Here is a 23,873-nt window from a genome sequence, read left to right on the forward strand (position 1 = left end):
ATCGATTTTATATAAAATTTGGATCATTTAAATTTATAAATTAACAAAGCCGTTTTTTAAAACATGTCATTATCCCTAACTACATTTAACTTGATGAAATGACTCGCCTTATTCTAAATGGAGCATTGTGTTCAAAGCGTTATTCCCGCACCATGCTTTAGGTTATTAAATACATTTTCCTCATATTTTTTTTGCATTCATTCATTTGAATCGTTCATATCATCCATATGAATTTATGTGCACTAACGGACCAATATTTTTTTATTTTTAAGGCACCCAGATAAAAATCATTATTATCAGCTATATAAATTCAAAAAATTATCATTTCGTCACTGTAATACCTGATAAGTAAGGAGAATGATTGATGTGCACTGAAGGCAGCAGAAGAAATTGTAAATATATTTACAATCAGTTGAACAAAATGCTACGGAATTGATATTTATTTAATGCGCTGTTTTCAAAAAAAACAACGCATTGGGGACGAGTTTGAAAAGATCAGACAGGAAGAGACATAAGCTGCTGTTCTTCCTGCGAGGCTCAGGCACTCTTGGCTAACGCAACGCCTTGTAACGCCTGATCACCGGCGTACAGACGACCGTTAAGGCCGCCAACGTAGAAACGGTCGCCGCGCTGAGGCGCGTTATTACCTTGGGTATCAGAAAGCACCACGGCCAGCGGTTCATCGTGCCAGCCTTCGGCTTGTACAATGAGCTGCCAGAAATGGCCACGCGGGCTGACTTCCAGTACTTTTACCGGCAACGGGCAGCGTGGTGTGCTGTGTGGCGTGATTTCCATTTCCCACGGACGCAGGAACAAATCCACCGCGCCCTGATGCAGTGGCGGGTTCTCCAGTGGCCAGTGATGCGCGCCGACATACAGCTGTGAGCCGCGAATTTCACCGCCGATTTTATTCACTTCACCCATGAATTCGAGCACGAAACGGGTTGCCGGTTCACGCCAGATTTCTTCCGGCGCACCCACCTGTTCAATATTGCCCTGACTCATGACGACCACGCGATCGGCGACCTCCATCGCTTCTTCCTGATCGTGGGTCACGAACACACTGGTGAATTTCAGTTCTTCATGCAACTGACGCAGCCAGCGGCGCAGCTCTTTACGCACCTGCGCATCCAGCGCACCGAAAGGCTCATCGAGCAGCAGAATCTGTGGTTCAACTGCCAGCGCACGGGCCAGCGCCACACGTTGTTTCTGACCGCCAGAAAGCTGTGCCGGATAACGATTTGCCAGATGGGCTAACTGCACCATATCCAGCAATTTGGTGACTTTCTGTTTAATCGCTTCGGCGTTCGGACGTTCGCGGCGCGGCAACACCGTCAGACCAAAAGCGATGTTGTCGAACACCGTCATATGACGGAACAGCGCGTAATGCTGGAATACAAAACCGACCTGACGATCGCGGGCATGCAGCCGCGTCACGTCTTTACCATGAAAACTCAGATGACCGGCACTCTGGTTTTCCAGCCCGGCGATAATGCGCAGCAGTGTGGTTTTACCCGAACCGGAAGGCCCGAGCAGCGCCACCATCTCTCCGGAAGCAATATCGAGCGAGATATCATTGAGCACTTTCGTGCGACCAAAATATTTGTTGATACCGTTAATTTCAATGCTCATGACTTTCCTCCCGCTCAAGACGGTCGTTGTGGCGTTTCAGACGCCATTGCAGGCCGCTTTTCAGAAACAGTGTGACAATCGCCATCAGGGTCAGCAGCGCGGCGGCAGTAAACGCGCCAGCGGTGTTGTAGTCCTGATGCAGTAATTCAACTTGTAATGGCAGCGTGTAAGTTTCGCCGCGGATAGAACCGGAAACGACGGATACTGCGCCGAATTCGCCAATCGCACGGGCGTTGGTCAGCACCACGCCATACAGCAACGCCCAGCGGATGTTCGGTAACGTCACGCGGCGGAACATCTGCCAGCCGGATGCACCGAGTAATACCGCGGCTTCATCTTCGTGACTGCCCTGGCTTAACATCACCGGCACCAGCTCACGGATAACAAACGGACAGGTGACAAATACTGTCACTATCACCATGCCCGGCCAGGCGAACATAAACTGAATATTATGCGCATCCAGCCAGCCGCCAATCGGGCCGTTGGTGCCGTAAAACAACAGATACAGCAGGCCTGCCACCACCGGTGACACGGCGAACGGAATATCAATCAGCGTCAGCAACACCTGGCGGCCAGGGAAATTAAAGCGCGCCACCAGCCAGGCCAACAGCGTGCCGAAAATCAGGTTTACCGGCACAGTAATCAGCGCCATCAGCACCGTCAGCCAGATGGAGTGCAACATGTCGGGATCCGACAAATTCTTCCACACCGCCACAATACCGTCGGAAAAGGCCAGCACAAAAATACTGATCATCGGGATAACCAGCAGCAGCACACAAATCAGTACACCCGTGCCGATAAGCGACCATTTCACCCAGTCAATAAGCTGGCGTTTTTCGCCTGCAAAAGCCGGAATATCAGACATTACTGGCCTCCCAGACGACGGCCATAACGGCTTTGTAAGGTGTTAATCGCGAACAGCAGCAGCAGCGAGGCGGCGAGAATAACCGATGCAATGGCGCTGGCCGCCGGATAGTCAAACTCCTGCAAGCGGATGAAAATCATCAGTGAGGTGACTTCGGTTTTCCAGGCAATGTTACCGGCGATGAAAATCACCGCACCGAATTCCCCCAGGCTGCGGGTGAAGGACAACGCCGTTCCCGCCAGCAGTGAAGGCATCACTTCCGGCAACACCACGCGGCGAAAACTCTGCCAGCGCGAAGCCCCCAGTGTTTCTGCCGCTTCCTCGTATTCCGGACCTAATTCTTCCAGCACCGGCTGCACAGTACGCACCACAAACGGGATACTGGTGAAGGCCATTGCCACTGCAATACCCAGCCAGGTGTAGGCGACTTTAATATCAAAATGCGCCAGCCACTGACCGTAAAAACCGGTGGTCGAAAACAGACCGGCCAGCGTCAGACCCGCGACCGCCGTCGGTAAAGCAAACGGCAAATCCATCAGCCCGTCGATCAGGCTTTTCCCCGGAAATTCATAACGGGTCAGGATCCACGCCATCAACATGCCGAAGAAGCAGTTGAAAAGACTCGCCACGCCCGCCGCCAGCAGCGTGACTTTGTACGCCGCGACAACCTGACCGTTGGTGATCACGTCCCAGTATTGCGCCAGCGTCATTTGCGACAACTGCATCACCAGCGCACTCAGCGGCAGAAGCAGCACGAGGCACACGAACAGCAAACTGCTGCCGAGGCTCAGGGTGAATCCGGGTAATACGCGTTTGCTCGACAACAACATTACTTGTGACCTTGCTCTAACAGTTTGTCCAGCTCACCGCCGGTACTGAAATGGGTTTCCATCACTTGTGGCCAGCCGCCAAACTGCTCTTCAACTTTGAACAATTTAGTCTCAGGGAACTGCCCCTTCGCCGCCGCCATCGCCGTTTTGTCATACACGCGGTAGTTAAAACTGGAGATGATTTTCTGCGCCTGCGGGCTCCACAAATAATTCAGGTAATCTTTTGCGGCTTTCTCAGTGCCATTTTTCTCGACGTTTTTGTCCACCCAGGCCACCGGGAACTCAGCCAGAATGTCCACCTTCGGCACAATCACTTCGTATTGATCGTCACCGTACTGTTTGCGGATGTTGTTTACTTCAGATTCGAAGCTAATCAGCACATCACCCAGTCCGCGTTCCACAAACGTGGTCGTCGCGCCACGGCCGCCTGTATCAAACACCTGGACGTTCTTCAGAAAGCTCGCCATTTTTTCACGGGTCTGCGTCTGGTTTTTATTGTCTTCCAGATTGAACGCGCCCCAGGCACCGAGATAGGTATAACGGCCATTGCCGGAGGTTTTCGGATTCGGGAACACCAGGCTCACGCCCGGACGCGCTAAATCGTCCCAGCTGTGAATATTCTTTGGATTGCCCTTGCGCACCAGAAACGCCATGGTGGAATAAAACGGCGAACTGTTGTTAGGCAGACGACTTTGCCAGTTGGCCGGGATCAGATTGCCGCGGTCATGCAAAATCTGCACATCGGTCACCTGATTATAAGTGACCACATCGGCTTTCAGACCCTGCAAAATCGCCAGCGCCTGCTTGGAAGATCCGGCATGCGACTGTTTGATATCGAGTTTGTCGCCGTTGTTTTGATCAGCCCATTGTTTCTGGAATGGCGGATTCAGTGCAGCAAAAAGTTCACGGGACACATCATAAGAGCTGTTAAGCAGTTCAGTCGCCGAAGCCGCTCCGCTGGCCAGCAACAATGCCGCCACGGAACCTTTCAGCACGCTGCCAGTAAATCCGAGTGTTTTCATGCTTAGCCTTAGGTGAGTGAACCGATATGCGACGCTGATAAATGCCGCTCAATATTACACAGTGTATTTATAACTGAGGCTAAGGCTGTAACGGTTTTATATACCATTTGGTGATTTTCAAGCATGAAAAGCTATAAGGCATTAACAACTGAAGGGGGAATGGCGGAAGGGAGAGATGCAGCGCGTCCGCGAAGGAACGCGCTTAGGAAATTTAGAGGGCTAAAAGGCGGGTCAGCGAGGGGGCGAAATAATAGCTGCCGGTCACCGGACGGGTGAAGCGCAGCATGGCGTCACGTTTGCCATCGAGATCGCCAAACATGCTCAGCAGTTGTTTCTCAATGTTCCACAAACGGGCGCAATAGCTGATGAAATACAAACCGTGCTCGCCGCTGGCTGTGCCATAAGGCAGGCTTTGGCGCAAAATTTTCAGGCCCTTGCCGTCTTCTTTCAGATCCACGCGACTGACGTGAGACGTGTCCGGACGGGTTTCTGGATCCAGCTCTTCATCGGTATCTTTAGTGCGTCCGATGACTTCTTCCTGCTGTTGCACGGAGAAACGGTCCCATTGCACCAGATTATGTTTCCAGCGCTGAACCATCACGTAACTGCCGCCGGCATCGACACTGCCTTCAGGAATAATCGCCACCTGAGCACGTGCTTCTGCTTTCGGGTTTTCAGTACCGTCGACAAAACCGCTCAGATCACGTTCTTCGACTGCGCGGAAACCATGCGTTTCTTCTTCAACCACAATCGAACTGCCGAACGCTTTCAGAGCCGCCTGTGCCAGCGCAAAATTCACGTCATGGCGCAGGGACTGAATATGCAGCAACATATCGCGCTGCGTCGCAGGTGCCAGACCTTTGCCCAGCGGTTCGAAAGATTTCAGTTCATCCGCGCCCTGATTGCCGGATAAATCACGCCACACATCGTTGCCAAAGGCCACGACCGCACCAAGATGTTCGGTGGGAAATTTTTTCTGCATGTCTTCCAGTACGGCCACAAATGCACGGCAGCCCTGCCGGAGCGCATCCAGGTCACCCTGAGCTTTCGCTTCAATGTAAATCGCGAAACGGCAATGTTCGGGCAAAATGCCGCTCTGAACCTGAGTCATCTTCTCATCCTCGTTAATTTGACCGGCGCCATCATACCGGATGTCAATAAAAATGCCTTGCGCGAAGGCAAGGCATTGAGGATTTTGTAAGCGGCGAAACGGCGTTTATTGAGCAGCTGAAGCCTGAACCGGATTAGCCCGCCAGATGATTTTACTGACCTTCCAGTCTTTCAGTGCATCGTCAGAAGGCATCAGCGATTCCGGGCCATGCCAGATCCCGCTGAAGACATACGTCACGTGAGCACTTTGCGGCGCTTTACATTCAACGTTCTGCGCATCATCACCCTCGCCTTTCACGCACACGTCAAAAGCTTTGCTGTAAAGACTGCTGAATGGCGTGCCGATTTTGACGCCCCATTCGCTTTCTACTTTAGGATCCACCACGTCAACGCGCTGGACGTTGCCCTTCGGCTCACCGCTGATGGACATTTTCACGTCTTTGCCATCCATCGCCTGGAAGAAGCTCAGCATTTTGCCGTCGCTCATCGACATGCCGCTGCGCAGCGTATAATCGCCGTCCAGTGCATCTTTAATGGCGTCTTCAGTCAGCGGCGTACTGGCCGTGATGCCGCCGACGCCTTTATCACTGACCGTGACACTGCTGCCAAACCAGTTAAGCGGATTCATGCTCGACCAGGACACGCTCGGCCACGACATGTGTGACATCGACGAACAGCCGGTCAGGATCAGTGGCAGCACCAGCAACAGAGGGCGAACCCGCAAGCGAACAGTCATTCCGTACTCCTTTTCTGCCCGTTCCCGTTGGCCGGCGCGGCCTGGCGGACAAACCGACAGTGAATTAATCATCAAAACATTATTGTTTAGCGCCAGTTCGAGTGCTTCTCCGGCAAAAAAGTTCAGCCCCCGGGGGAATAAGCTTCAGGCCAGACGGTGTGAGGCATCAAAACAGGCGCGCAGCCGGCGGCTTAGCAACCAGTAGGCCAGCGCGACAGCATCCAGTAAGGCCAGCACGATATCCACCCCGGAAATCATCTCAGTACTTTGCCATAGTCCCAATCCCTGCAAAGCAAAAGTGATAAACATCCCGGCAAGTAGCAACCAGTACCCGGCCTGCCAGATGCGCGGCCAGACATGACGACGACCACTGAGCAGAAACACCAGCGCGGGCGGCAGCCCCAGCAACATCCCGGACCAGAAACTTTGCTGATCGGGATAAAACAACGTCAGCAAATCACTCCCCTGCTGGCGGGAGGCACCCGCCATCACAAACAACAGCCAGGTTCGTGCCTGCAAAATTAAAATCGTCCAGAACCACAGCGGCAACCGCAACATGCCGTGGTCGTTATAGTCATCCGGGTTCATAAAAAGAACAACGTTCCTGCAAATAAGGTGAAATGTAACAAGCCCCAAGGACATACCCAAAATAATTCGAATTGCAGCCAACGCATCTGCAATTTGAAGTATGCCGGGTATGCGCTTAAGAAACTGTTAAGAACAGTCTGGTTTAATGGTCTCCAGCACGGCAAGACATCCTGAACGATGTCATAGTTGCCGGTACCCTGGAAACGTAAAATTAAGGACAACCTATTATGATGAAGAAGATCACTCTGGCAACCCTCATTGCACTTTGTTCAGCGACAGCATTTGCCCAGCAGACTGGCGGCTTTAATGGCCCGTCAGCGCAGGAAACGCAAACCCAGCCCGCAGCACAGGGCGGTTTCACCGGAACCACCGCGCTGAGCACGGTGAAAGACGCGCAAACCATGAAAGACGATCAATGGATCATGTTGGAAGGTTATCTGGATCAACGTATCGACCACGATAAATACATTTTCCGCGATAACACCGGCACCCTGAACGTGGAAATTGACGGTAAACGCTGGCAGGGACAGAACGTCTCACCAAAAGACAAAATCCGCATTGAAGGTAAAGTCGATAAAGACTGGAACTCTGTGGAAGTGGACGTGAAGAGCGTCAAAATCATCAAGTAACCGATGATAAAAAAGCCCCGCCGGTGATAAACCAGACGGGGCTTTTTTGTTCGTTAAAGCGAGGGATCAGTACTCCTGATCTTCGATCAGACGCTTACCCAGCAACAGGGTATCCGATATTTCATAGCCCAGCTTTTCGTACATGCTGACAACCGCGTCGTTTTCCGCACGCACCATTAAATTCATTTTCGGACAGCCGCGGGCAATCAGTTTTTTCTCCAGACGGTTCACCAGCGCGTTTGCGATGCCGCGTCCGCGATAATCCGGATGTACCCCGAGATAATTAGCCGAGCCGCGATGACCGTCGTAGCCGCCCATCAGGGTGCCCACAACTTCGCCACCCACTTCGGCCACCAGAAAAAACTCAGGGCTGTGATTAGTTTTACGTTCAATATCCAGCTCAGGATCGTTCCACGGACGCAGCAGATCGCAGCGCTCCCATAAGGTCAGTACTTCTTCGAAATCTTCTTGACGGTATACGCGAATTTCCATCACTGTTCGCCGCTGTTAATAGGGGTTTAATTAATTATCGCGTGATCTGTTTGATACGCAACATCAAAATCGCAGATTGTCTGCTTTATGAATGAATTTAAACCGCAAATCCAGTGCCGGAAGAAGAGACTCCCGCCTTTTTAACGGATATTTATTCGTCTCTAACTTCATCCGCGACACAATATTCATAAAAAGTAATAGTTCTCAGATCGAAACTATAAAAAAGATACTCTATAACATAGAGCATTCTGCCTTTTTTCTGACGGTAACGGACTGATGTTAAACCCCCTGAACAAATTTCTGCATTTCCAGCCGCTTCCTGCTGCTGCCACTCGCCGCCAGTTACTGCTTTCCGGACTCGGTTTAGCAATCGCCGCCTTTGGTTCGCGCTCTGCCAGTGCGGCCCAGCAGGAACACATCACGAAATCGGCCCCGGCCCCAAAACCACCGGGCGCGAAGAAACTGGTGATGATCGACCCCGGCCACGGCGGCATTGATTCCGGCGCTGTCGGTCATGAGGGTTCGGAAGAAAAACACGTGGTGCTGGAAATCGCCAACTACGTGCGGGAGTTTTTAGGTGAGCAAAGCCATATTGAAGTCAAACTGACCCGCGATTCCGACCATTTTATTCCGCTCTATCAGCGAGTTGAACTGGCACACCAGCATCAGGCTGACCTGTTCGTCTCCATTCACGCTGATGGTTACACCAGCCCGACCGCCTCCGGCGCTTCGGTTTTTGCACTCTCCAACCGCGGTGCCAGCAGCGCGATGGCGCGTTATATGTCGAAAAAAGAAAACGATGCCGATCTGGTCGCAGGGGCGAAATACGCCAAAGAAGACAACAATTACCTGCAACAGGTACTGTTTGATCTGGTGCAGACCGACACCATAAAAAACAGCCTGACGCTGGGACATCACGTGCTCGACAGGATCCGCCCTATTCACCATCTGCACAGCCAGCAAACTGAACAGGCAGCATTTGCCGTTCTGAAATCACCGTCAATCCCGTCGATTCTGGTGGAAACCTCATTTATCACTAATCATCAGGAAGAACAGCTGCTCAGCACCACGGCGTTCCGTCGTGAAATTGCGCAGGCAATCTCGCAGGGAATTGTGAACTTTTTCAGTTATTTCGACGCCAATGAGCGCAAGCCCCGATAACCTCTTCCCGGCACCAAAAGCAGCCGCCTTTGGTGACCCGCAGGATTTTGGGTATATAATAACGTCCATTTTTCTATCGTTCAGCGCCCGCAAGGCGCTGAATGTCTTTTCAGTCAACGTCTGCGAGTTAGCCTGTGAGCCAATCCATTCCCGACATCCAGCAAGTCAAAACTTTCCTGCTCAAGCTTCAGGACCACATTTGCCAGCAACTGGCCGCTGCCGATGGCAAAGGTCACTTCGCTGAAGATAAATGGGTTCGTGAAGAAGGCGGTGGCGGTCAGAGCCGGGTGATGACCCACGGCGCAGTGTTCGAACAGGCGGGCGTGAATTTCTCACATGTTTCCGGCGCCACCCTTCCGGCTTCCGCCACGGCACATCGCCCTGAACTGGCCGGACGCAGTTTTCAGGCCATGGGCGTCTCGCTGGTCATTCATCCTCTGAATCCTTACATCCCGACCAGCCACGCCAATGTGCGTTTCTTCATTGCCGAAAAACCCGGTGAAGCGCCGGTATGGTGGTTTGGCGGGGGCTTTGACCTCACGCCCTATTACGGTTTTGAAGAAGATGCCCGCCACTGGCATCTGACAGCGCAACAGCTTTGCCAGCCGTTTGGCGAAGATGTTTATCCGAAATACAAAAAATGGTGCGACGATTATTTCTTTATTAAGCACCGCCACGAAGCACGCGGGATCGGCGGTTTGTTCTTTGATGACCTGAACTCCCCGGACTTCGATACCTGTTTCAGCTTTATGCAGGCCGTCGGCAACGGCTTCACCGACGCCTATCTGCCTGTTGTGGAAAAACGTAAAGCCCTGCCCTGGGGCGAGCGCGAGCGCCAGTTCCAGCTTTACCGCCGTGGCCGCTATGTGGAATTCAATCTGGTGTGGGATCGCGGAACGCTGTTTGGTCTGCAAACCGGCGGGCGTACAGAATCTATTTTGATGTCGATGCCACCGCTGGTGCGCTGGGAATATGGCTACGAGCCGGAGGCTGGAAGCCCGGAAGCCGCGCTGTACAGTGATTTCCTGCCGGTTCGCGACTGGCTGGCTGAAAACGGCTTATCTGAAAACGGAGAGGCAAACTGATGCAAATCTGGGTTGATGCCGACGCCTGTCCGAATGTGATCAAGGAAGTGCTGTTCCGCGCCGCTGAGCGCACCGGCATGATGGTGACACTGGTGGCTAACCAAATCATCCGCACACCGCCGTCGAAATTCCTGCGTACTTTGCGCGTGGAAGCGGGTTTTGACGTCGCGGATAACGAAATCGTAAAACGCACCGAGCCAGGCGATCTGGTGATCACCGCTGATATTCCTCTCGCGGCGGAAGTGATTGAAAAAGGCGGTGTAGCGCTCAACCCTCGCGGCGAGCGTTACACTACTGAAACCATCAAAGAGCGCCTGAATATGCGTGATTTTATGGACACCATGCGCGCCAGCGGCGTGCAGACCGGCGGACCGCCTGTGCTTAATCAGCGTGACCGCCAGCAATTTGCCAACGAACTGGATAAATGGTTACAGCAGACTAAACGCTAAATCCAGTCAGACGGCCAAAACCGAAGTACCACTACATTAATTAAAGGAATAAGAAATGGTCAAAAAGATCATCCTTGATTGCGATCCGGGGCACGACGATGCTATCGCGATGTTACTGGCTCACGGTAACCCCGAAATCGAACTGCTGGCCGTCACCACAGTGGTCGGTAATCAGACACTGGAAAAAGTCACCCGCAACGCGCTGGCAGTCGCACGCGTGATTAATCTCACCGGCGTGCCGTTTGCCGCAGGGGCAACGCGTCCACTGGTACGTCAGATAGAAGTCGCTGACGAAATCCACGGTGAATCCGGCCTCGACGGCCCGGTGCTTCCGGAAGCCGCCATCTCGCTGGAGCCGGTTCACGCCATCGATCTGATCATTGATTTGATCATGTCTCACCCGCCAAAAACCATCACTCTGGTGCCCACCGGCGGGCTGACCAATATTGCGATGGCGGTACGTAAAGAGCCGCGCATTGCCGATCGCGTAAAAGAAGTGGTGCTGATGGGCGGCGGTTATCATGTCGGTAACTGGAGCGCGGTCGCTGAATTTAATATCAAAATTGACCCGGAAGCGGCCCATATCGTCTTCAACGAAAAATGGCCTCTGACCATGGTCGGGCTGGATCTCACCCATCAGGCACTTGCCACGCCGGAAGTCGCCGCGCGCATTGCTGCGGTCGGTACTCAGCCCGCCAAGTTTGTCGGCGAACTGCTCGATTTCTTCGGCCTGAGCTACAAAGATCGTCAGGGCTTTGATTCTCCTCCGGTTCATGACCCGTGCGCCGTGGCCTACGTCATTGACCCGAACGTCATGACGGTTAAAAAAGTGCCGGTGGATATTGAGCTGACCGGCACGCTGACACTGGGTATGACGGTCGCCGATTTCCGCGCCCCGCCGCCACCGGATTGCCATACGCAGGTCGCGGTAAAGCTCGATCATCAGCGTTTCTGGGATCTGATTGTCGATGCGCTGGAGCGCATCGGCGAAGTGAAATACTGAGCCCGCCATTTAAAAAATGGCGCCCGCAGCGGGCGCCCTTTCTGGTTTAACGGGGCAGCTTTAAAGAAGCAGATTTAAAGAGGCTCGGTTTGCGCCTCCACTACGGCTAATGCCACCATATTCACAATCCTGCGCACTGAGGCTATCGGCGTCAGAATATGCACCGGCTTCGATACCCCCATCAGCACCGGCCCGACAGTTACGCCTTCGGAGCACGATACGCGCAGCAGGTTGTAACTGATACGCGCCGATTCCATATTTGGCATAATCAGGATATTGGCAGAACCTTTCAGTGGGCTGTCCGGCATGATGTCCTGACGGATGCTTTCCATCAGCGCGGCATCGCCATGCATCTCACCGTCAATTTCCAGCTCAGGATCAAGCTCATTGACCAGCTCCAGCGTACGCCGCATTTTAAGCGCTGCCGGACTGTCTGAAGTGCCAAAACTCGAATGCGACAGCAGCGCAACTTTCGGCTCAATACCAAAACGACGCACCGTTTCTGCCGCCATCAGCGTGATTTCTGCCAGCTGCTCCGGCGTCGGGTCGTCATTGACGTAAGTGTCTGCAATAAACGTGTTCCCGCTTGGCAACAGCAACGCATTCATGGCACCGGCAACGTGGGCTCCTTCACGAAACCCAAACACCTTCTCCACAATATCGTAATGCTCATGATAGGTGCCGACCGTACCGCAAATCATTGCATCCGCTTCACCGCGCAGCAGCATGATGGCGGAAATCAGCGTCGGATTGCCGATCACCGCCCGCCGCGCCTGCTCCTGTGATACACCGCGCCGCTTCATCAACTCATAATATTCGCGCCAGTATTCATTAAAACGCGGATCAGATTCGTTATTCACCACTTCAAAATCCCGGCCAGCCTCCAGCTGCAATCCGAGTTTTTTGATGCGCATGGCGATAACGCTTGGACGCCCGACCAAAATAGGTTTGGCCAGTCCCAGGGAAATCAGCTCCTGAGTAGCCTGTAATACCCGCTCTTCTTCCCCTTCGGCCATCACTACCCGCCGGGGGTCTGTCTTCGCCTGAGAGAAGACAGGCTTCATAAACAGATTGGTTTTGTAGACAAATTCGGCCAGCTTCTCGACGTAAGCGTCAAAATCTTTAATCGGCCGCGTCGCCACGCCGGAATCCATGGCTGCTTTCGCCACGGCGGGGGCAATTTTCACAATCAGACGCGGGTCAAAAGGTTTAGGAATGATGTATTCCGGGCCGAAAGACAGCTCTTCTTCCCCGTAGGCGGATGCCACTACGTCACTTTGTTCGGCCATCGCCAGATCGGCAATCGCATGAACGCAGGCCAGCTTCATCTCTTCATTGATGGTGGTCGCGCCCACATCCAGCGCGCCACGGAATATGAACGGGAAACACAGCACATTATTGACCTGATTGGGATAATCCGAGCGACCGGTACAGATTATGGCATCAGGGCGAACCTCTTTTGCCAGCGGCGGCAAAATTTCCGGTTCGGGATTGGCGAGCGCCAGGATCAGCGGATTCTTCGCCATGGTTTTCACCATTTCCTGCGTCAGAACACCGGGGCCGGAACAGCCGAGGAAAATGTCCGCATCCGGAATGGCATCGCCCAGCGAGCGCTGTCCGTTATCGTCAATGGCATAGGCCGCTTTGGTTTCGGCCATATTCTCTTCACGGCCTTTATAAATGACACCTTTGGAATCACAGGCCGTAATGTTGTGGCGTTTAAGTCCGAGCGCGACCAGCAGATTCAGACAGGCAATGGCGGATGCTCCCGCACCGGACACCACCAGCCGCACATCCGAAATATTTTTACCGACCACGCGTAAACCGTTCAGCACCGCCGCGGTACAGATAATCGCGGTGCCGTGCTGATCGTCATGAAAGACCGGGATCTTCATGCGTTCACGCAGTTTTTTCTCGATGTAAAAACACTCCGGCGCTTTGATGTCCTCGAGGTTGATGCCACCGAATGTCGGCTCCAGCGCGGCGATCACGTCGATCAGTTTATCCGGATCGTTTTCATCGACTTCGATATCAAACACGTCAATTCCGGCGAATTTTTTAAACAGTACACCCTTCCCTTCCATCACGGGTTTACCAGCCAGTGCGCCGATGTTGCCCAGCCCGAGAACCGCGGTTCCGTTGGAAATCACCGCCACCAGATTGCCCCGCGCGGTGTATTTGTAAGCCGCCTGCGGATCTTTGGCAATTTCCAGACAAGGGGCGGCAACGCCGGGTGAATAGGCCAGCGCCAGATCACGTTGTGTGGCGAGGGGTTTGGTGGGCGAGACCTGTATTTTTCCGGGCACCGGAAACTCATGAAAATCGAGCGCACTTTGCTTGAGTTGTTCGTCCATCGTAGGGTCCTTTTCTTGTTTCTTATTTTTTTCAGAGACAGCGGGGTACGGGTAAACATCACTATCAGGTTTCCCGCTGACCAGTATAGATAATCCTGCCACGACAAAGGGTGAATAACGAACAAAAAACGACCGTTACATTGTTTGCTTTTCATTCATGGAAGACGTCTCGTAAAAATCAACTAAGCTTAAAGTTTGTCCTTGCGCTTTTCTCGCCAGACGCCCAGTTTGAGCAGCAACAAAGACTGCCATTGTTGAGACCCATTGCAGTAATCAGAAAAAGCGCATTCAGTTTGTTAACAGAATGATGCAGGGTAGGAGCCCTACGAACCCGAGTCAGACGACCTTATTGCTGTATCGTTTTTTCTCGCTAAGGAGCTAAGAGATGAACCAGTTAGACGCACTAAAAAAAATCACCACCGTCGTTGCCGACAGCGGTGACATTGAATCTATCCGTCATTTCGAGCCTCAGGATGCGACCACCAATCCCTCACTGATCCTCAAAGCAGCCGACCTGCCGCAGTACCAAAACCTGATTAAAGACGCGCTGGACTATGCCCGTAAACAAGGCGGCAGCAAAGAGACTCAGGTGGTGAATGCCACGGATAAACTGGCCGTCAATATCGGGGTGGAAATCCTGAAAAGCGTGCCGGGACGCATCTCGACAGAAGTCGATGCCCGCCTGTCATTCAACAGTGAATTATGTATCGAAAAAGCCCGTAAGCTGATTGGCCTGTATCAGGATCAGGGGATCGATAAATCCCGCATCCTGATCAAACTGGCGTCAACGTGGGAAGGGATTAAAGCCGCAGAGAAACTGGAAAAAGAAGGGATCAACTGCAACCTGACCCTGCTGTTCTCGTTCGCTCAGGCACGCGCTTGTGCAGAAGCCGGTGTTTATCTGATCTCTCCTTTCGTCGGCCGCATCTATGACTGGTACAAAGCCAAAGAGCCGAACGTGACTTATGACGTGGAAAAAGATCCGGGTGTGAAATCTGTCCGTGATATCTACGACTATTACAAATCCCACGATTACCCGACGGTCATCATGGGTGCCAGTTTCCGTAAAGTGGAACAAATTCTGGCGCTGGCAGGCTGCGACCGCCTGACAATTTCTCCAAACCTGCTGGAAGAACTGAAAGCCAGCAATGAGCCTGTTGAACGTAAATTGCAGCCTTCGGGCAAGGGTGAGAAAAAACCAGCAGCTCTGACGCAGGCTGAATTCCTCTGGGAACACCATCAGGACGCCATGGCCGTCGATAAACTGGCTGAGGGTATCCGCGCATTCGCCGTCGATCAGAAGAAACTCGAAGATATGCTTTCGGCAGAACTTTAGTTTCACTGGAGAACAGTTTCAACACTTAATCCTGACTGGGTCAGGTTGCAGAAAGGCGGCAACTCCGCACCTCTGTCACCTGGCTCATAAAAGTAATTAATCCGGAGAAAACTATGCCTTCTCGTAGAGAACTAGCGAATGCTATCCGTGCACTAAGCATGGACGCCGTCCAGAAAGCGAATTCCGGACACCCCGGCGCCCCGATGGGGATGGCCGATATCGCCGAAGTCCTGTGGCGCGATTACATGAATCACAACCCGGCGAACCCGAAATGGGCCGATCGCGACCGCTTCCTGATGTCCAACGGCCACGGTTCGATGCTGCAATACAGCCTGCTGCACCTGACCGGTTATGACCTGCCCATGACCGAACTGGAAAACTTCCGTCAGTTGCACTCCAAAACACCGGGGCATCCTGAATACGGCTATACGCCGGGTGTTGAAACCACCACCGGCCCGCTGGGTCAGGGGATGGCCAACGCTGTCGGCTTTGCTATTGCCGAGCGCACACTTGGTGCGCAATTTAACCGCGACAACCACGAAATCGTGAACCACCACACCTACGTTTTCCTGGGTGACGGTTGCATGATGGAAGGGATTTCCCACGAAGCCTGCTCGCTGGCCGGTACCCTGAAACTCGGCAAACTGACCGCGTTTTATGATGACAACGGCATCTCCATTGACGGCCACGTCGAAGGCTGGTTTACCGATGACACTGCCAAACGCTTTGAAGCTTACGGCTGGCATGTCATTCGCGGAATCGACGGACAAAGCTCCGACGCCGTCAAAGCGGCCATTGAAGAATCTCATAAAGTCACCGACCGCCCTTCCCTGCTGATGTGCAAAACGGTGATTGGTTTTGGTTCGCCACATAAAGCCGGAACCCACGAAGCACACGGTGCCGCACTGGGTGCCGATGAAGTCGCCGCCACCCGTAAGGCGCTGGGCTGGAACTACCCGGCCTTTGAAATCCCGCAGGATATCTATGCGGCGTGGGACGCCAAAGAAGTGGGCAAAGCCAAAGAAAAAGCCTGGAACGATAAATTTGCGGCTTACGCCAACGCCTATCCTGAACTGGCTGCCGAGTTTGACCGCCGCGTGAATGGCAAACTGCCTGCTGACTGGGAAACCCAATCACAGGCATTCATTGAAGGATTGCAGGCCAAACCTGCGAATATCGCCAGCCGTAAAGCCTCACAAAATACCCTGGAAGAGTTTGGCAAAATTTTGCCTGAATTCCTCGGCGGTTCTGCGGATCTTGCGCCAAGCAACCTGACGATGTGGTCTGGCTCAAAATCGCTGATAGATGACGTCGCGGGTAACTACATCCACTACGGCGTTCGTGAATTCGGCATGACGGCTATCTCCAACGGTCTTGCGCTGCACGGCGGTTTCCTGCCTTATTCTGCGACGTTCCTGATGTTCGTCGAATATGCCCGTAACGCTGTGCGTCTGGCGGCATTGATGAAAATCCGCAACGTCTTCGTCTATACCCACGATTCTATCGGTCTGGGGGAAGATGGTCCGACGCACCAGCCGGTTGAGCAAATGGCCAGTCTGCGTGTGACGCCAAACATGAGCCTGTGGCGTCCGGCTGATCAGGTGGAATCTGCTGTAGCCTGGAAATATGCCATCGAGCGTAACGACGGGCCGGTTGCGCTTATCTTCTCGCGCCAGAATCTGACCCAGCAACCGCGTACAGCGGAACAGCTGGCGAATGTGGCGCGCGGTGGGTATGTGTTAAAAGATTCTGAAGGCACACCGGAAGTGATTCTGATTGCCACCGGGTCTGAAGTCGGCATTACGGTAGAAGCCGCGGACAAACTGGCCGCAGCGGGTACCAAAGTGCGGGTAGTTTCACTGCCTTCGACTGACGTGTTCGACAAGCAGGACGAGGCTTACCGCGAATCTGTTCTGCCGAAAGCCGTGACCGCACGCGTGGCGGTGGAAGCCGGTATCGCTGATTACTGGTACAAATATGTTGGCCTGAACGGTGCGATTGTCGGCATGACCACCTTTGGGGAATCTGCGCCCGCTGAACAACTGTTCAAAGAGTTCGGTTTTACGGTTGATAATGTCGTCGCGAAAGCGCAGGCGCTGTTGAAGTAAATGAAATGAAATTAAGGTGTGGTCTGTAAAAACCCCTTCCGCCCCCCCTTCGCAGGGGAGGCGGAAGTACGCGAACAGTGGGGTTTTACAGCAAACACGTGAACAAAATCCTGCTTTGTGCCACCAAGAAAACCCCGGTTTTCATCTTGCTCAATCAGCCTCTCTCCGGTAAAGTCCCGTCCCTTCTTTGGCATGGGGAACAATGATGTTTATTGGATTTGACTACGGTACAGCGAATTGCTCAGTTGCAGTGATGCGCGATAATAACGCCCATCTTCTGGCGTTAGAAAATAACGATCCTTATTTACCCTCCATGCTTTGTGCGCCGACACGTGAAGCGGTCAGCGAATGGCTGAGCCGTCACGGACAGGTTCCGGCAGGCAGTGATGAAAATCTGGCACTGCTGCGCCGCAGCATCAGTTTTAACCGTGAAGAAGATATTCCGGTTAATGCCAACAGCGTGCATTTTGGTTTGCAGGCGCTTTCGACCTATATGGAAGATCCGGAAGAGGTGTATTTTGTCCGCTCTCCGAAATCCTTCCTGGGTGCAAACGGCCTGAAACCTCAACAGATTGCCCTGTTTGAGGATTTGGTCTGCGCCATGATGTACCACATCAAGCGTCAGGCTGAATCCGTCTTGCAGGAAAATATTGAACAGACCGTTATCGGCCGCCCGATTAACTTCCAGGGCATGGGCGGTGAGGAAGCGAATGCTCAGGCGCAGGGTATTTTACAACGTGCCGCAGAACGCGCCGGTTTCCGTGATATCGCTTTCCAGTTTGAGCCGGTTGCCGCAGGTCTGGATTTCGAAGCGACCCTGACGGAAGAGAAAACCGTGCTGGTTGTCGATATCGGCGGCGGAACCACTGACTGCTCGGTGTTACTGATGGGCCCGCAATGGCGCGATAAAGCAGAGCGTCAGAACAGCCTGCTTGGTCACAGCGGCTGCCGCGTTGGCGGGAACGATCTGGACATCATGACTGCGTTCAAACAGCTCACGCCGCAGTTTGGGATGGGCAGCGAAACGCAAAAAGGTATCGCTATTCCGGCACTCCCTTACTGGAATGCTGTAGCGACTAACGATGTTCCGGCGCAGCTGGATTTCTACAGCGTGGCTAATGGCCGAATGTTGCGTGATTTGATCCGCGACGCCGCGCAACCGGATCTGATCAAACGTCTGTTGAAAGTCCAGCAACAGCGTCTGAGCTACCGTCTGGTACGCGCCGCAGAAGAAAGCAAAATTGCACTTTCTGAACGTGAAAGCGTGACAGCTGCCATGGACTTCATTGAATCCGGTCTGGCAGAAACTATCAGCCAGCAGCAACTGAGCGACGCGATTTCTCAGCCGCTGGAACGCATTCAGGAACAGGTCAGCCTGGCGCTGGCCAGCAGCGAAATAAAACCTGACGTGATTTACCTGACCGGCGGCAGTGCGCGTTCGCCGTTGCTGCGTGCCGCATTACAGGCGCAGTTACCGGGTATTCCGCTGGTCGGGGGCAACGATTTTGGCTCCGTGACTGCCGGTCTGGCTCGCTGGGCACAAACGCTGTTCCGTTAAGATTTAAAGAGGCAGATAAACAAAAACCGCTTGAATATAAGCGGTTTTTTTATACCTCAGCTCAGGTCATTACCAGGCGCTGGCGTCGTTTAATGTCCTGATATCCGCCTCATCCAGTTTGAGTGTTGCGGCCTGCGCCAGTTCATTCAGCTGTTGCAAAGAGGTCGCGCTGACAATCGGTGAGGTAATGCCCGGACGGGCAATCTGCCAGGCCAGTGCCACTTGCCCCGGTTGTGCGCCATGCTTCTCTGCCACCTGATCCAGCCCCGCCAGCACTTTCAGACCACGCTCATTCAGGCAACGAGCGATCACGCTTTCACCGCGTTTACTTTTACCGGCATCAGCTTTGGTGCGGTATTTCCCGGTCAGGAATCCCGCCGCCAGCCCGTAGAAGTTAATTACGCCCAAGCCGTTGTCCGTCACCACTTTTTCCAGCGCTTCTTCATACACTTTGCGGTCGTACAAATTGTACTGCGGTTGCAGCGTTTCATAACGCGCCAGCCCGTTTTCCTGACTGACTTTCAGCGCTTGCGCCAGACGCGGCGCACTGTAGTTGGATGCCCCGATGGCACGCACTTTCCCTTCTTTGATCAACGCATCGAATGCTGCCATGGTCTCGGCCAGCGGCGTATCGGCGTCATCATCATGCGACTGATATAAATCGATATAATCCGTTTGCAGGCGTTTCAGTGAGGCTTCTACCGCTTCTTTAATATAGCGTGGCGATAAACCCACTTTGCCTTCACCCATCGGTTTGCCAACTTTGGTCGCCAGTATAATCTGGTCACGCTTACCGGTTTTCTTCAGCCAGTTGCCGATAATGGTTTCCGATTCGCCCCCTTTGTTGCCTTCAACCCAGCTCGAATACACATCTGCCGTGTCGATAAAATTCAGTTTATGATCCATTAAGGCATCAAGCAGGTTAAAGGAAGCTGCCTGATCGACCGTCCAGCCGAACACATTGCCGCCAAACGTCAGCAACGGCACCTGAATACCTGAACGACCCAGTTCTCTTTTGCTCATTATTCTCTCCCTTTCTTAAGGTCAGATTTAACTTACTTTGCATGCGAACGATTGGTGATCAAAGGTCAACCATAGCATTTTGATATAAAATGTCAGGCTGAAAGCTATTCTTTATTGTCAGAAGAATTGTCAAAAAATGGGAAAGACTCTCCTTATTTCCTCCATTTTCTGCTGAAACATTCTGGCTACACTGTGAGCCTGGTCTGAAGGTAGATCTCCGTCCTGAAATGCCGCGACAATGATTGTGCTGATGCGATAAACCATGAAATCTGAAAACACTGATACCTTACCACCTTCTGCTCCCCTGCCGCCTTCGGTGCGCTGGCAGCTGTGGATTGTCGCCTTTGGCTTTTTTATGCAGGCTCTCGACACCACCATCGTGAATACTGCGCTGCCTTCGATGGCCCGCAGTCTGGGTGAGAATCCGCTGCACATGCATTCTGTCGTCGTCGCCTATGTGCTGACGGTCGCTGTGATGCTGCCTGCCAGCGGCTGGCTGGCGGATAAAGTCGGTGTGAAATGGGTATTCTTTTCGGCCATTGTGCTGTTTACGCTTGGCTCTTTGCTGTGCGCGCAATCGGAAAGCCTGCGGGAACTGGTGTTGTCACGTATTGTTCAGGGGATCGGCGGAGCCATGATGGTGCCCGTCGGGCGGCTGACGGTGCTGAAAATCGTCCCGCGCAGTGAGTACATGGCGGCGATGACGATGGTCACTTTACCCGGTCAGGTCGGCCCGCTTCTGGGGCCTGCTCTGGGCGGTTTTCTGGTGCAATACGCCAGCTGGCACTGGATCTTCCTGATCAATCTGCCGGTCGGTCTGGCCGGATGTATCGCCACCTTAATGATTATGCCCAATTACAAAATGCAGACGCGGCGCTTTGATATCAGCGGGTTTGTGATGCTGGCCGTGTGCATGGCGACGCTGACTTTGGCGCTGGAAGGCAGCCGCAGTATGGGGCTGAGCGTGCTGGAAATTATCCTGCTGGTGGTGGTCGGCGGCGGCGCACTGGGCATTTACTGGATGCACGCGCGCGGCAATCTTTCAGCGCTGTTTTCCCTGCGCCTGTTCCATACCCCGACCTTTAAAATTGGTCTGATCGGCAGCCTGTTAGGACGTATCGGCAGCGGCATGTTGCCGTTTATGACGCCGGTGTTTCTGCAACTCGGCATGGGCTTTACGCCTTTCCACGCCGGACTGATGATGATCCCGATGGTGCTCGGCAGTATGGGGATGAAACGCGTGGTCGTCCGCCTGGTCAATCAGCTTGGCTACCGGAAAGCACTGGTCAGCGCCACGTTGCTGCTGGCACTGATCACCCTTATCTTCCCGCTGGTGGCGATTTACGGCGCAGTGTGGATGATCCCGATTGTGCTGTTCTTCCAGGGCATGGTGAACTCCCTGCGTTTTTCTTCCATGAATACGCTGACGCTGAAAGATTTACCGCCGCGCCTTGCCAGCAGCGGCAACAGTTTACTGTCGATGATCATGCAGTTGTCGATGAGTCTGGGCGTCAGTGTCGCCGGTTTACTGATTGGTTTGTTCGCCCATCAGCAAGCCATTACACCCGACAGCGCCACCCTGCACACCGCCTTCTTGTATTGCTATATGTCGATGGCCCTGGTGATCGCCCTGCCAGCTTGGGTATTCTCGAAAGTACCGCCTGATACGCAGAAAAATGCCATTATCGACCGTCGTCGTGCTGCGGCCGGCTCCCCTGACCCGATGAGAAAATCATGAAACCTGGTATTACCGCCAAGTTGTTTATGGCCATTTTTTGTACCTGCGCACTGGTGCTGATCACCATGAACTGGGGCGTGCGGATGAGCTTCGAGCGGGGCTTTATCGATTACATTCGCCAGAGTAACGAGCAGCGCGTCCAGTTGCTGGCTGACACGTTGCAGGATCAATATAAACAGCACGGTAACTGGGAGTTTCTGGAAACCAATGACCGGCTGATTTATCAGATAATGCGCTCGTTTGAGCAAAACAGCAGCCCGAGAATGCCGCCGCAGGGCTGGCGGACAAAGTTTTGGATCCTCGACAGTCACGACCGGCGGATCGGAGGTTACGATCAGCCGGTTCCACCTGATTTACAAGGCCCGCGCCGCATAATGACCGTTGACGGCGTGGTGATTGGTTCGGTGATTTCCACCCCTGCCGAGCGCCTCACCCGCGATGCGGACATCAATTTTGAGCGCCAGCAAAGCCGCACCAGCTGGATGATTGTCGCCTTCACCGCCCTGCTGGCCGCCGCCGTTACCTGGGTATTGTCGCGGGAAATGCTCGCGCCGGTCAAGCGGCTGGTGAACGGTACGCATCTTCTGGCGTCGGGGGATTTCAGCACCCGGGTGAAGGTCGACAGTGAAGATGAACTGGGCAAACTGGCGCAGGACTTCAACCAGCTGGCGATGACGCTGGAAAAAAATGAGCAGATGCGCCGGGCATTTATGGCGGATATTTCACATGAGTTGCGCACTCCGCTGGCGGTGCTGCGCGGCGAGCTGGAAGCCATGCAGGATGGCGTGCGTAAAATGAGCGTCAGCTCGCTGGAATCACTGCAATCTGAAGTCTCGATTCTGACCAAGCTGGTGGACGATTTGCATCAGCTTTCACTGTCCGATGCCGGTGCGCTGGCGTACAGAAAGGTGGACACCGACGTCGTGCATCTGGTGCAACTGGCGGAAGCCGGTTCGCGCGATCGTTTCCATGCCAAGCAGTTAACCCTGACCAGCCATCTGCCGGAAAGCGCGGAAGTATTTGGTGATCCGCAGCGTCTGTCGCAGTTGTTCAACAATCTGCTGGAAAACAGTCTGCGCTATACTGACCCGAATGGCGGGTTGGAGATCCTGGGCGAAATACGGGACAAATCGCTGTACCTGATGTTCCAGGACAGCGCACCGGGCATCAGCGATGAACAGCTTAGCCGTATTTTTGAACGTTTTTACCGCACCGAAGGCTCGCGCAACCGCGCCAGCGGCGGGTCGGGGTTAGGTCTGGCTATTTGCCAGAATATTGTCGAAGCCCATGGCGGGCAGATCAGCGCCAGCCACTCTCCGGCGGGTGGCGTTCGTATTACGATCGTCCTGCCGCTCTCTGTTACATCAGGCCCGAGAAACTGAATGAACGACTCTGTATTGTCCGGCCCGGCGCCGTTAAAAATTCTGATTGTGGAAGACGAGCCTAAACTTGCTCAGCTGTTAATCGACTATCTCGAAGCGGCGGGCTATGCCACGCAATGGCTGGCAGACGGACACGACGTTATCGCGCAGGTTAAAAGCCAGCCGCCGGCGCTGATTTTGTTAGACCTGATGCTGCCGGGCAGCAGCGGGTTGTCCATTTGCCGGGATATCCGCCAGTTTTCCGATGTGCCTGTCATGATGGTGACGGCAAAAACGGAAGAAATTGACCGCCTGCTCGGGCTGGAAATCGGTGCCGATGATTACATCTGCAAACCTTACAGCCCCCGTGAAGTCGTGGCCCGCGTGAAGGTTATTTTGCGCCGCTGCGTACGTCAGGACGACAATGCGCCCAGAGAGAACGGTCTGCATATTGATGAAGCGCGCTTTCAGGCTACGTTCCAGGGACATGAGCTGGAGCTGACACCGGCAGAATTCCGCCTGCTGAAAACCCTGTCAGTGAAACCAGGCTATGTGTTTACCCGCGAAGTACTGCTCAATAATCTCTATGATGACTACCGTGTTGTCACCGACCGCACCATCGACAGCCACATCAAAAATCTGCGCCGCAAACTCGAATCCCTGGACGGTGAAAAAGCCTTTATCCGCGCCGTCTATGGCGTGGGCTATCGCTGGGAAGCGGAACCCTGTCATTTGGCATAACGCCTGGCTGGCCGGCCATTCAGTTTTGTAAAGTTTCTGAAAGTCTGTCGGC

The 23,873-nt window shown here is 53.5% G+C and carries 21 protein-coding genes; 11 read left to right on the forward strand and 10 right to left on the reverse strand.

The features are described from left to right. Positions 1-537: 537 nt before the first annotated feature. From cysA to D6C13_RS04735, 7 genes are all read right to left on the reverse strand, one after another. The gene (cysA, locus tag D6C13_RS04705; protein ID WP_120131676.1) at positions 538-1,632 is read right to left on the reverse strand and encodes a sulfate/thiosulfate ABC transporter ATP-binding protein CysA; all 1,095 of its coding nucleotides are present in this window, start codon (positions 1,630-1,632) and stop codon (positions 538-540) included. Then, complete coding sequence (cysW, locus tag D6C13_RS04710; protein WP_120131677.1) at positions 1,622-2,497, reverse strand: sulfate/thiosulfate ABC transporter permease CysW; 876 nt, start codon at positions 2,495-2,497, stop codon at positions 1,622-1,624. Before cysW ends, cysA begins: the two co-directional genes overlap by 11 nt. Then, the gene (cysT, locus tag D6C13_RS04715) at positions 2,497-3,327 is read right to left on the reverse strand and encodes a sulfate/thiosulfate ABC transporter permease CysT (RefSeq protein ID WP_120131678.1); all 831 of its coding nucleotides are present in this window, start codon (positions 3,325-3,327) and stop codon (positions 2,497-2,499) included. The genes cysW and cysT overlap by 1 nt, the downstream gene beginning before the upstream one ends. Further along, positions 3,327-4,349, reverse strand: a complete 1,023-nt coding sequence (cysP, locus tag D6C13_RS04720; RefSeq protein WP_120131679.1) for a thiosulfate ABC transporter substrate-binding protein CysP — start codon at positions 4,347-4,349, stop codon at positions 3,327-3,329. Before cysP ends, cysT begins: the two co-directional genes overlap by 1 nt. Before the next feature lie 211 nt (positions 4,350-4,560). Next, the gene (locus D6C13_RS04725) at positions 4,561-5,460 is read right to left on the reverse strand and encodes a Dyp-type peroxidase (RefSeq protein ID WP_120131680.1); all 900 of its coding nucleotides are present in this window, start codon (positions 5,458-5,460) and stop codon (positions 4,561-4,563) included. Between the two features lie 105 nt (positions 5,461-5,565). Further along, positions 5,566-6,195 (reverse strand): RpoE-regulated lipoprotein, encoded by a 630-nt coding sequence (locus D6C13_RS04730; protein ID WP_120131681.1) that lies wholly within the window; start codon positions 6,193-6,195, stop codon positions 5,566-5,568. Between the two features lie 144 nt (positions 6,196-6,339). Beyond that, the gene (locus tag D6C13_RS04735) at positions 6,340-6,783 is read right to left on the reverse strand and encodes a DUF2919 domain-containing protein (RefSeq protein WP_120131682.1); all 444 of its coding nucleotides are present in this window, start codon (positions 6,781-6,783) and stop codon (positions 6,340-6,342) included. 230 nt (positions 6,784-7,013) lie between these two features. Here D6C13_RS04735 and D6C13_RS04740 point away from each other — a divergent pair, with 230 nt between their 5' ends. Then, positions 7,014-7,412, forward strand: a complete 399-nt coding sequence (locus tag D6C13_RS04740) for a YgiW/YdeI family stress tolerance OB fold protein (protein WP_208642863.1) — start codon at positions 7,014-7,016, stop codon at positions 7,410-7,412. 66 nt (positions 7,413-7,478) lie between these two features. Here D6C13_RS04740 and D6C13_RS04745 read toward each other — a convergent pair whose 3' ends face one another. Beyond that, positions 7,479-7,904, reverse strand: coding sequence for a GNAT family acetyltransferase (locus D6C13_RS04745; RefSeq protein ID WP_120131684.1), 426 nt, complete (start codon positions 7,902-7,904; stop codon positions 7,479-7,481). A 276-nt stretch (positions 7,905-8,180) separates the two neighbouring features. On the opposite strand from D6C13_RS04745, the gene amiA reads away from it, so the two are divergent. From amiA to uriH, 4 genes are all read left to right on the forward strand, one after another. Next, positions 8,181-9,065, forward strand: a complete 885-nt coding sequence (amiA, locus tag D6C13_RS04750; RefSeq protein WP_120131685.1) for an N-acetylmuramoyl-L-alanine amidase AmiA — start codon at positions 8,181-8,183, stop codon at positions 9,063-9,065. A 134-nt stretch (positions 9,066-9,199) separates the two neighbouring features. Further along, complete coding sequence (hemF, locus tag D6C13_RS04755; RefSeq protein ID WP_120131686.1) at positions 9,200-10,150, forward strand: oxygen-dependent coproporphyrinogen oxidase; 951 nt, start codon at positions 9,200-9,202, stop codon at positions 10,148-10,150. Next, a complete protein-coding gene (locus D6C13_RS04760) occupies positions 10,150-10,599 on the forward strand; it encodes a YaiI/YqxD family protein (protein ID WP_120131687.1) in 450 nt (149 codons plus the stop codon). The genes hemF and D6C13_RS04760 overlap by 1 nt, the downstream gene beginning before the upstream one ends. Positions 10,600-10,654: 55 nt before the next feature. Beyond that, complete coding sequence (gene uriH / locus D6C13_RS04765; protein ID WP_120131688.1) at positions 10,655-11,602, forward strand: uridine-preferring nucleoside hydrolase UriH; 948 nt, start codon at positions 10,655-10,657, stop codon at positions 11,600-11,602. 74 nt (positions 11,603-11,676) lie between these two features. Here the strand turns inward: uriH and maeB are convergent, their stop codons facing one another. Beyond that, entirely contained in the window at positions 11,677-13,956 is a 2,280-nt protein-coding gene (gene maeB / locus D6C13_RS04770) for an NADP-dependent oxaloacetate-decarboxylating malate dehydrogenase (protein WP_120131689.1), read from the reverse strand. A 385-nt stretch (positions 13,957-14,341) separates the two neighbouring features. Here maeB and tal point away from each other — a divergent pair, with 385 nt between their 5' ends. The 3 genes from tal (at position 14,342) to yegD (ending at position 18,958) form a co-directional block, all read left to right on the forward strand. After that, entirely contained in the window at positions 14,342-15,292 is a 951-nt protein-coding gene (tal, locus tag D6C13_RS04775; protein ID WP_120131690.1) for a transaldolase, read from the forward strand. Positions 15,293-15,405: 113 nt separating this feature from the next. Further along, positions 15,406-17,400, forward strand: coding sequence for a transketolase (gene tkt, locus D6C13_RS04780; protein WP_120131691.1), 1,995 nt, complete (start codon positions 15,406-15,408; stop codon positions 17,398-17,400). A 205-nt stretch (positions 17,401-17,605) separates the two neighbouring features. Then, complete coding sequence (gene yegD / locus D6C13_RS04785) at positions 17,606-18,958, forward strand: molecular chaperone (RefSeq protein ID WP_120131692.1); 1,353 nt, start codon at positions 17,606-17,608, stop codon at positions 18,956-18,958. Between the two features lie 69 nt (positions 18,959-19,027). Here the strand turns inward: yegD and D6C13_RS04790 are convergent, their stop codons facing one another. Beyond that, positions 19,028-19,981, reverse strand: coding sequence for an aldo/keto reductase (locus D6C13_RS04790; RefSeq protein WP_120131693.1), 954 nt, complete (start codon positions 19,979-19,981; stop codon positions 19,028-19,030). 262 nt (positions 19,982-20,243) lie between these two features. Here D6C13_RS04790 and mdtD point away from each other — a divergent pair, with 262 nt between their 5' ends. The 3 genes from mdtD to baeR are packed head-to-tail and all read left to right on the forward strand — an operon-like array spanning position 20,244 to position 23,821. Beyond that, positions 20,244-21,719, forward strand: a complete 1,476-nt coding sequence (gene mdtD / locus D6C13_RS04795; protein WP_120131694.1) for a multidrug transporter subunit MdtD — start codon at positions 20,244-20,246, stop codon at positions 21,717-21,719. Continuing rightward, positions 21,716-23,101 carry an envelope stress sensor histidine kinase BaeS gene (gene baeS / locus D6C13_RS04800; RefSeq protein WP_120131695.1) on the forward strand — a complete coding sequence of 462 codons (1,386 nt, stop codon included), beginning with the start codon at positions 21,716-21,718 and terminating at the stop codon, positions 23,099-23,101. The genes mdtD and baeS overlap by 4 nt, the downstream gene beginning before the upstream one ends. After that, positions 23,102-23,821 carry an envelope stress response regulator BaeR gene (baeR, locus tag D6C13_RS04805; RefSeq protein WP_120131696.1) on the forward strand — a complete coding sequence of 240 codons (720 nt, stop codon included), beginning with the start codon at positions 23,102-23,104 and terminating at the stop codon, positions 23,819-23,821. Positions 23,822-23,873 lie beyond the last annotated feature (52 nt).

This window comes from Rahnella woolbedingensis (assembly GCF_003602095.1).
Lineage (GTDB): Bacteria > Pseudomonadota > Gammaproteobacteria > Enterobacterales > Enterobacteriaceae > Rahnella > Rahnella woolbedingensis.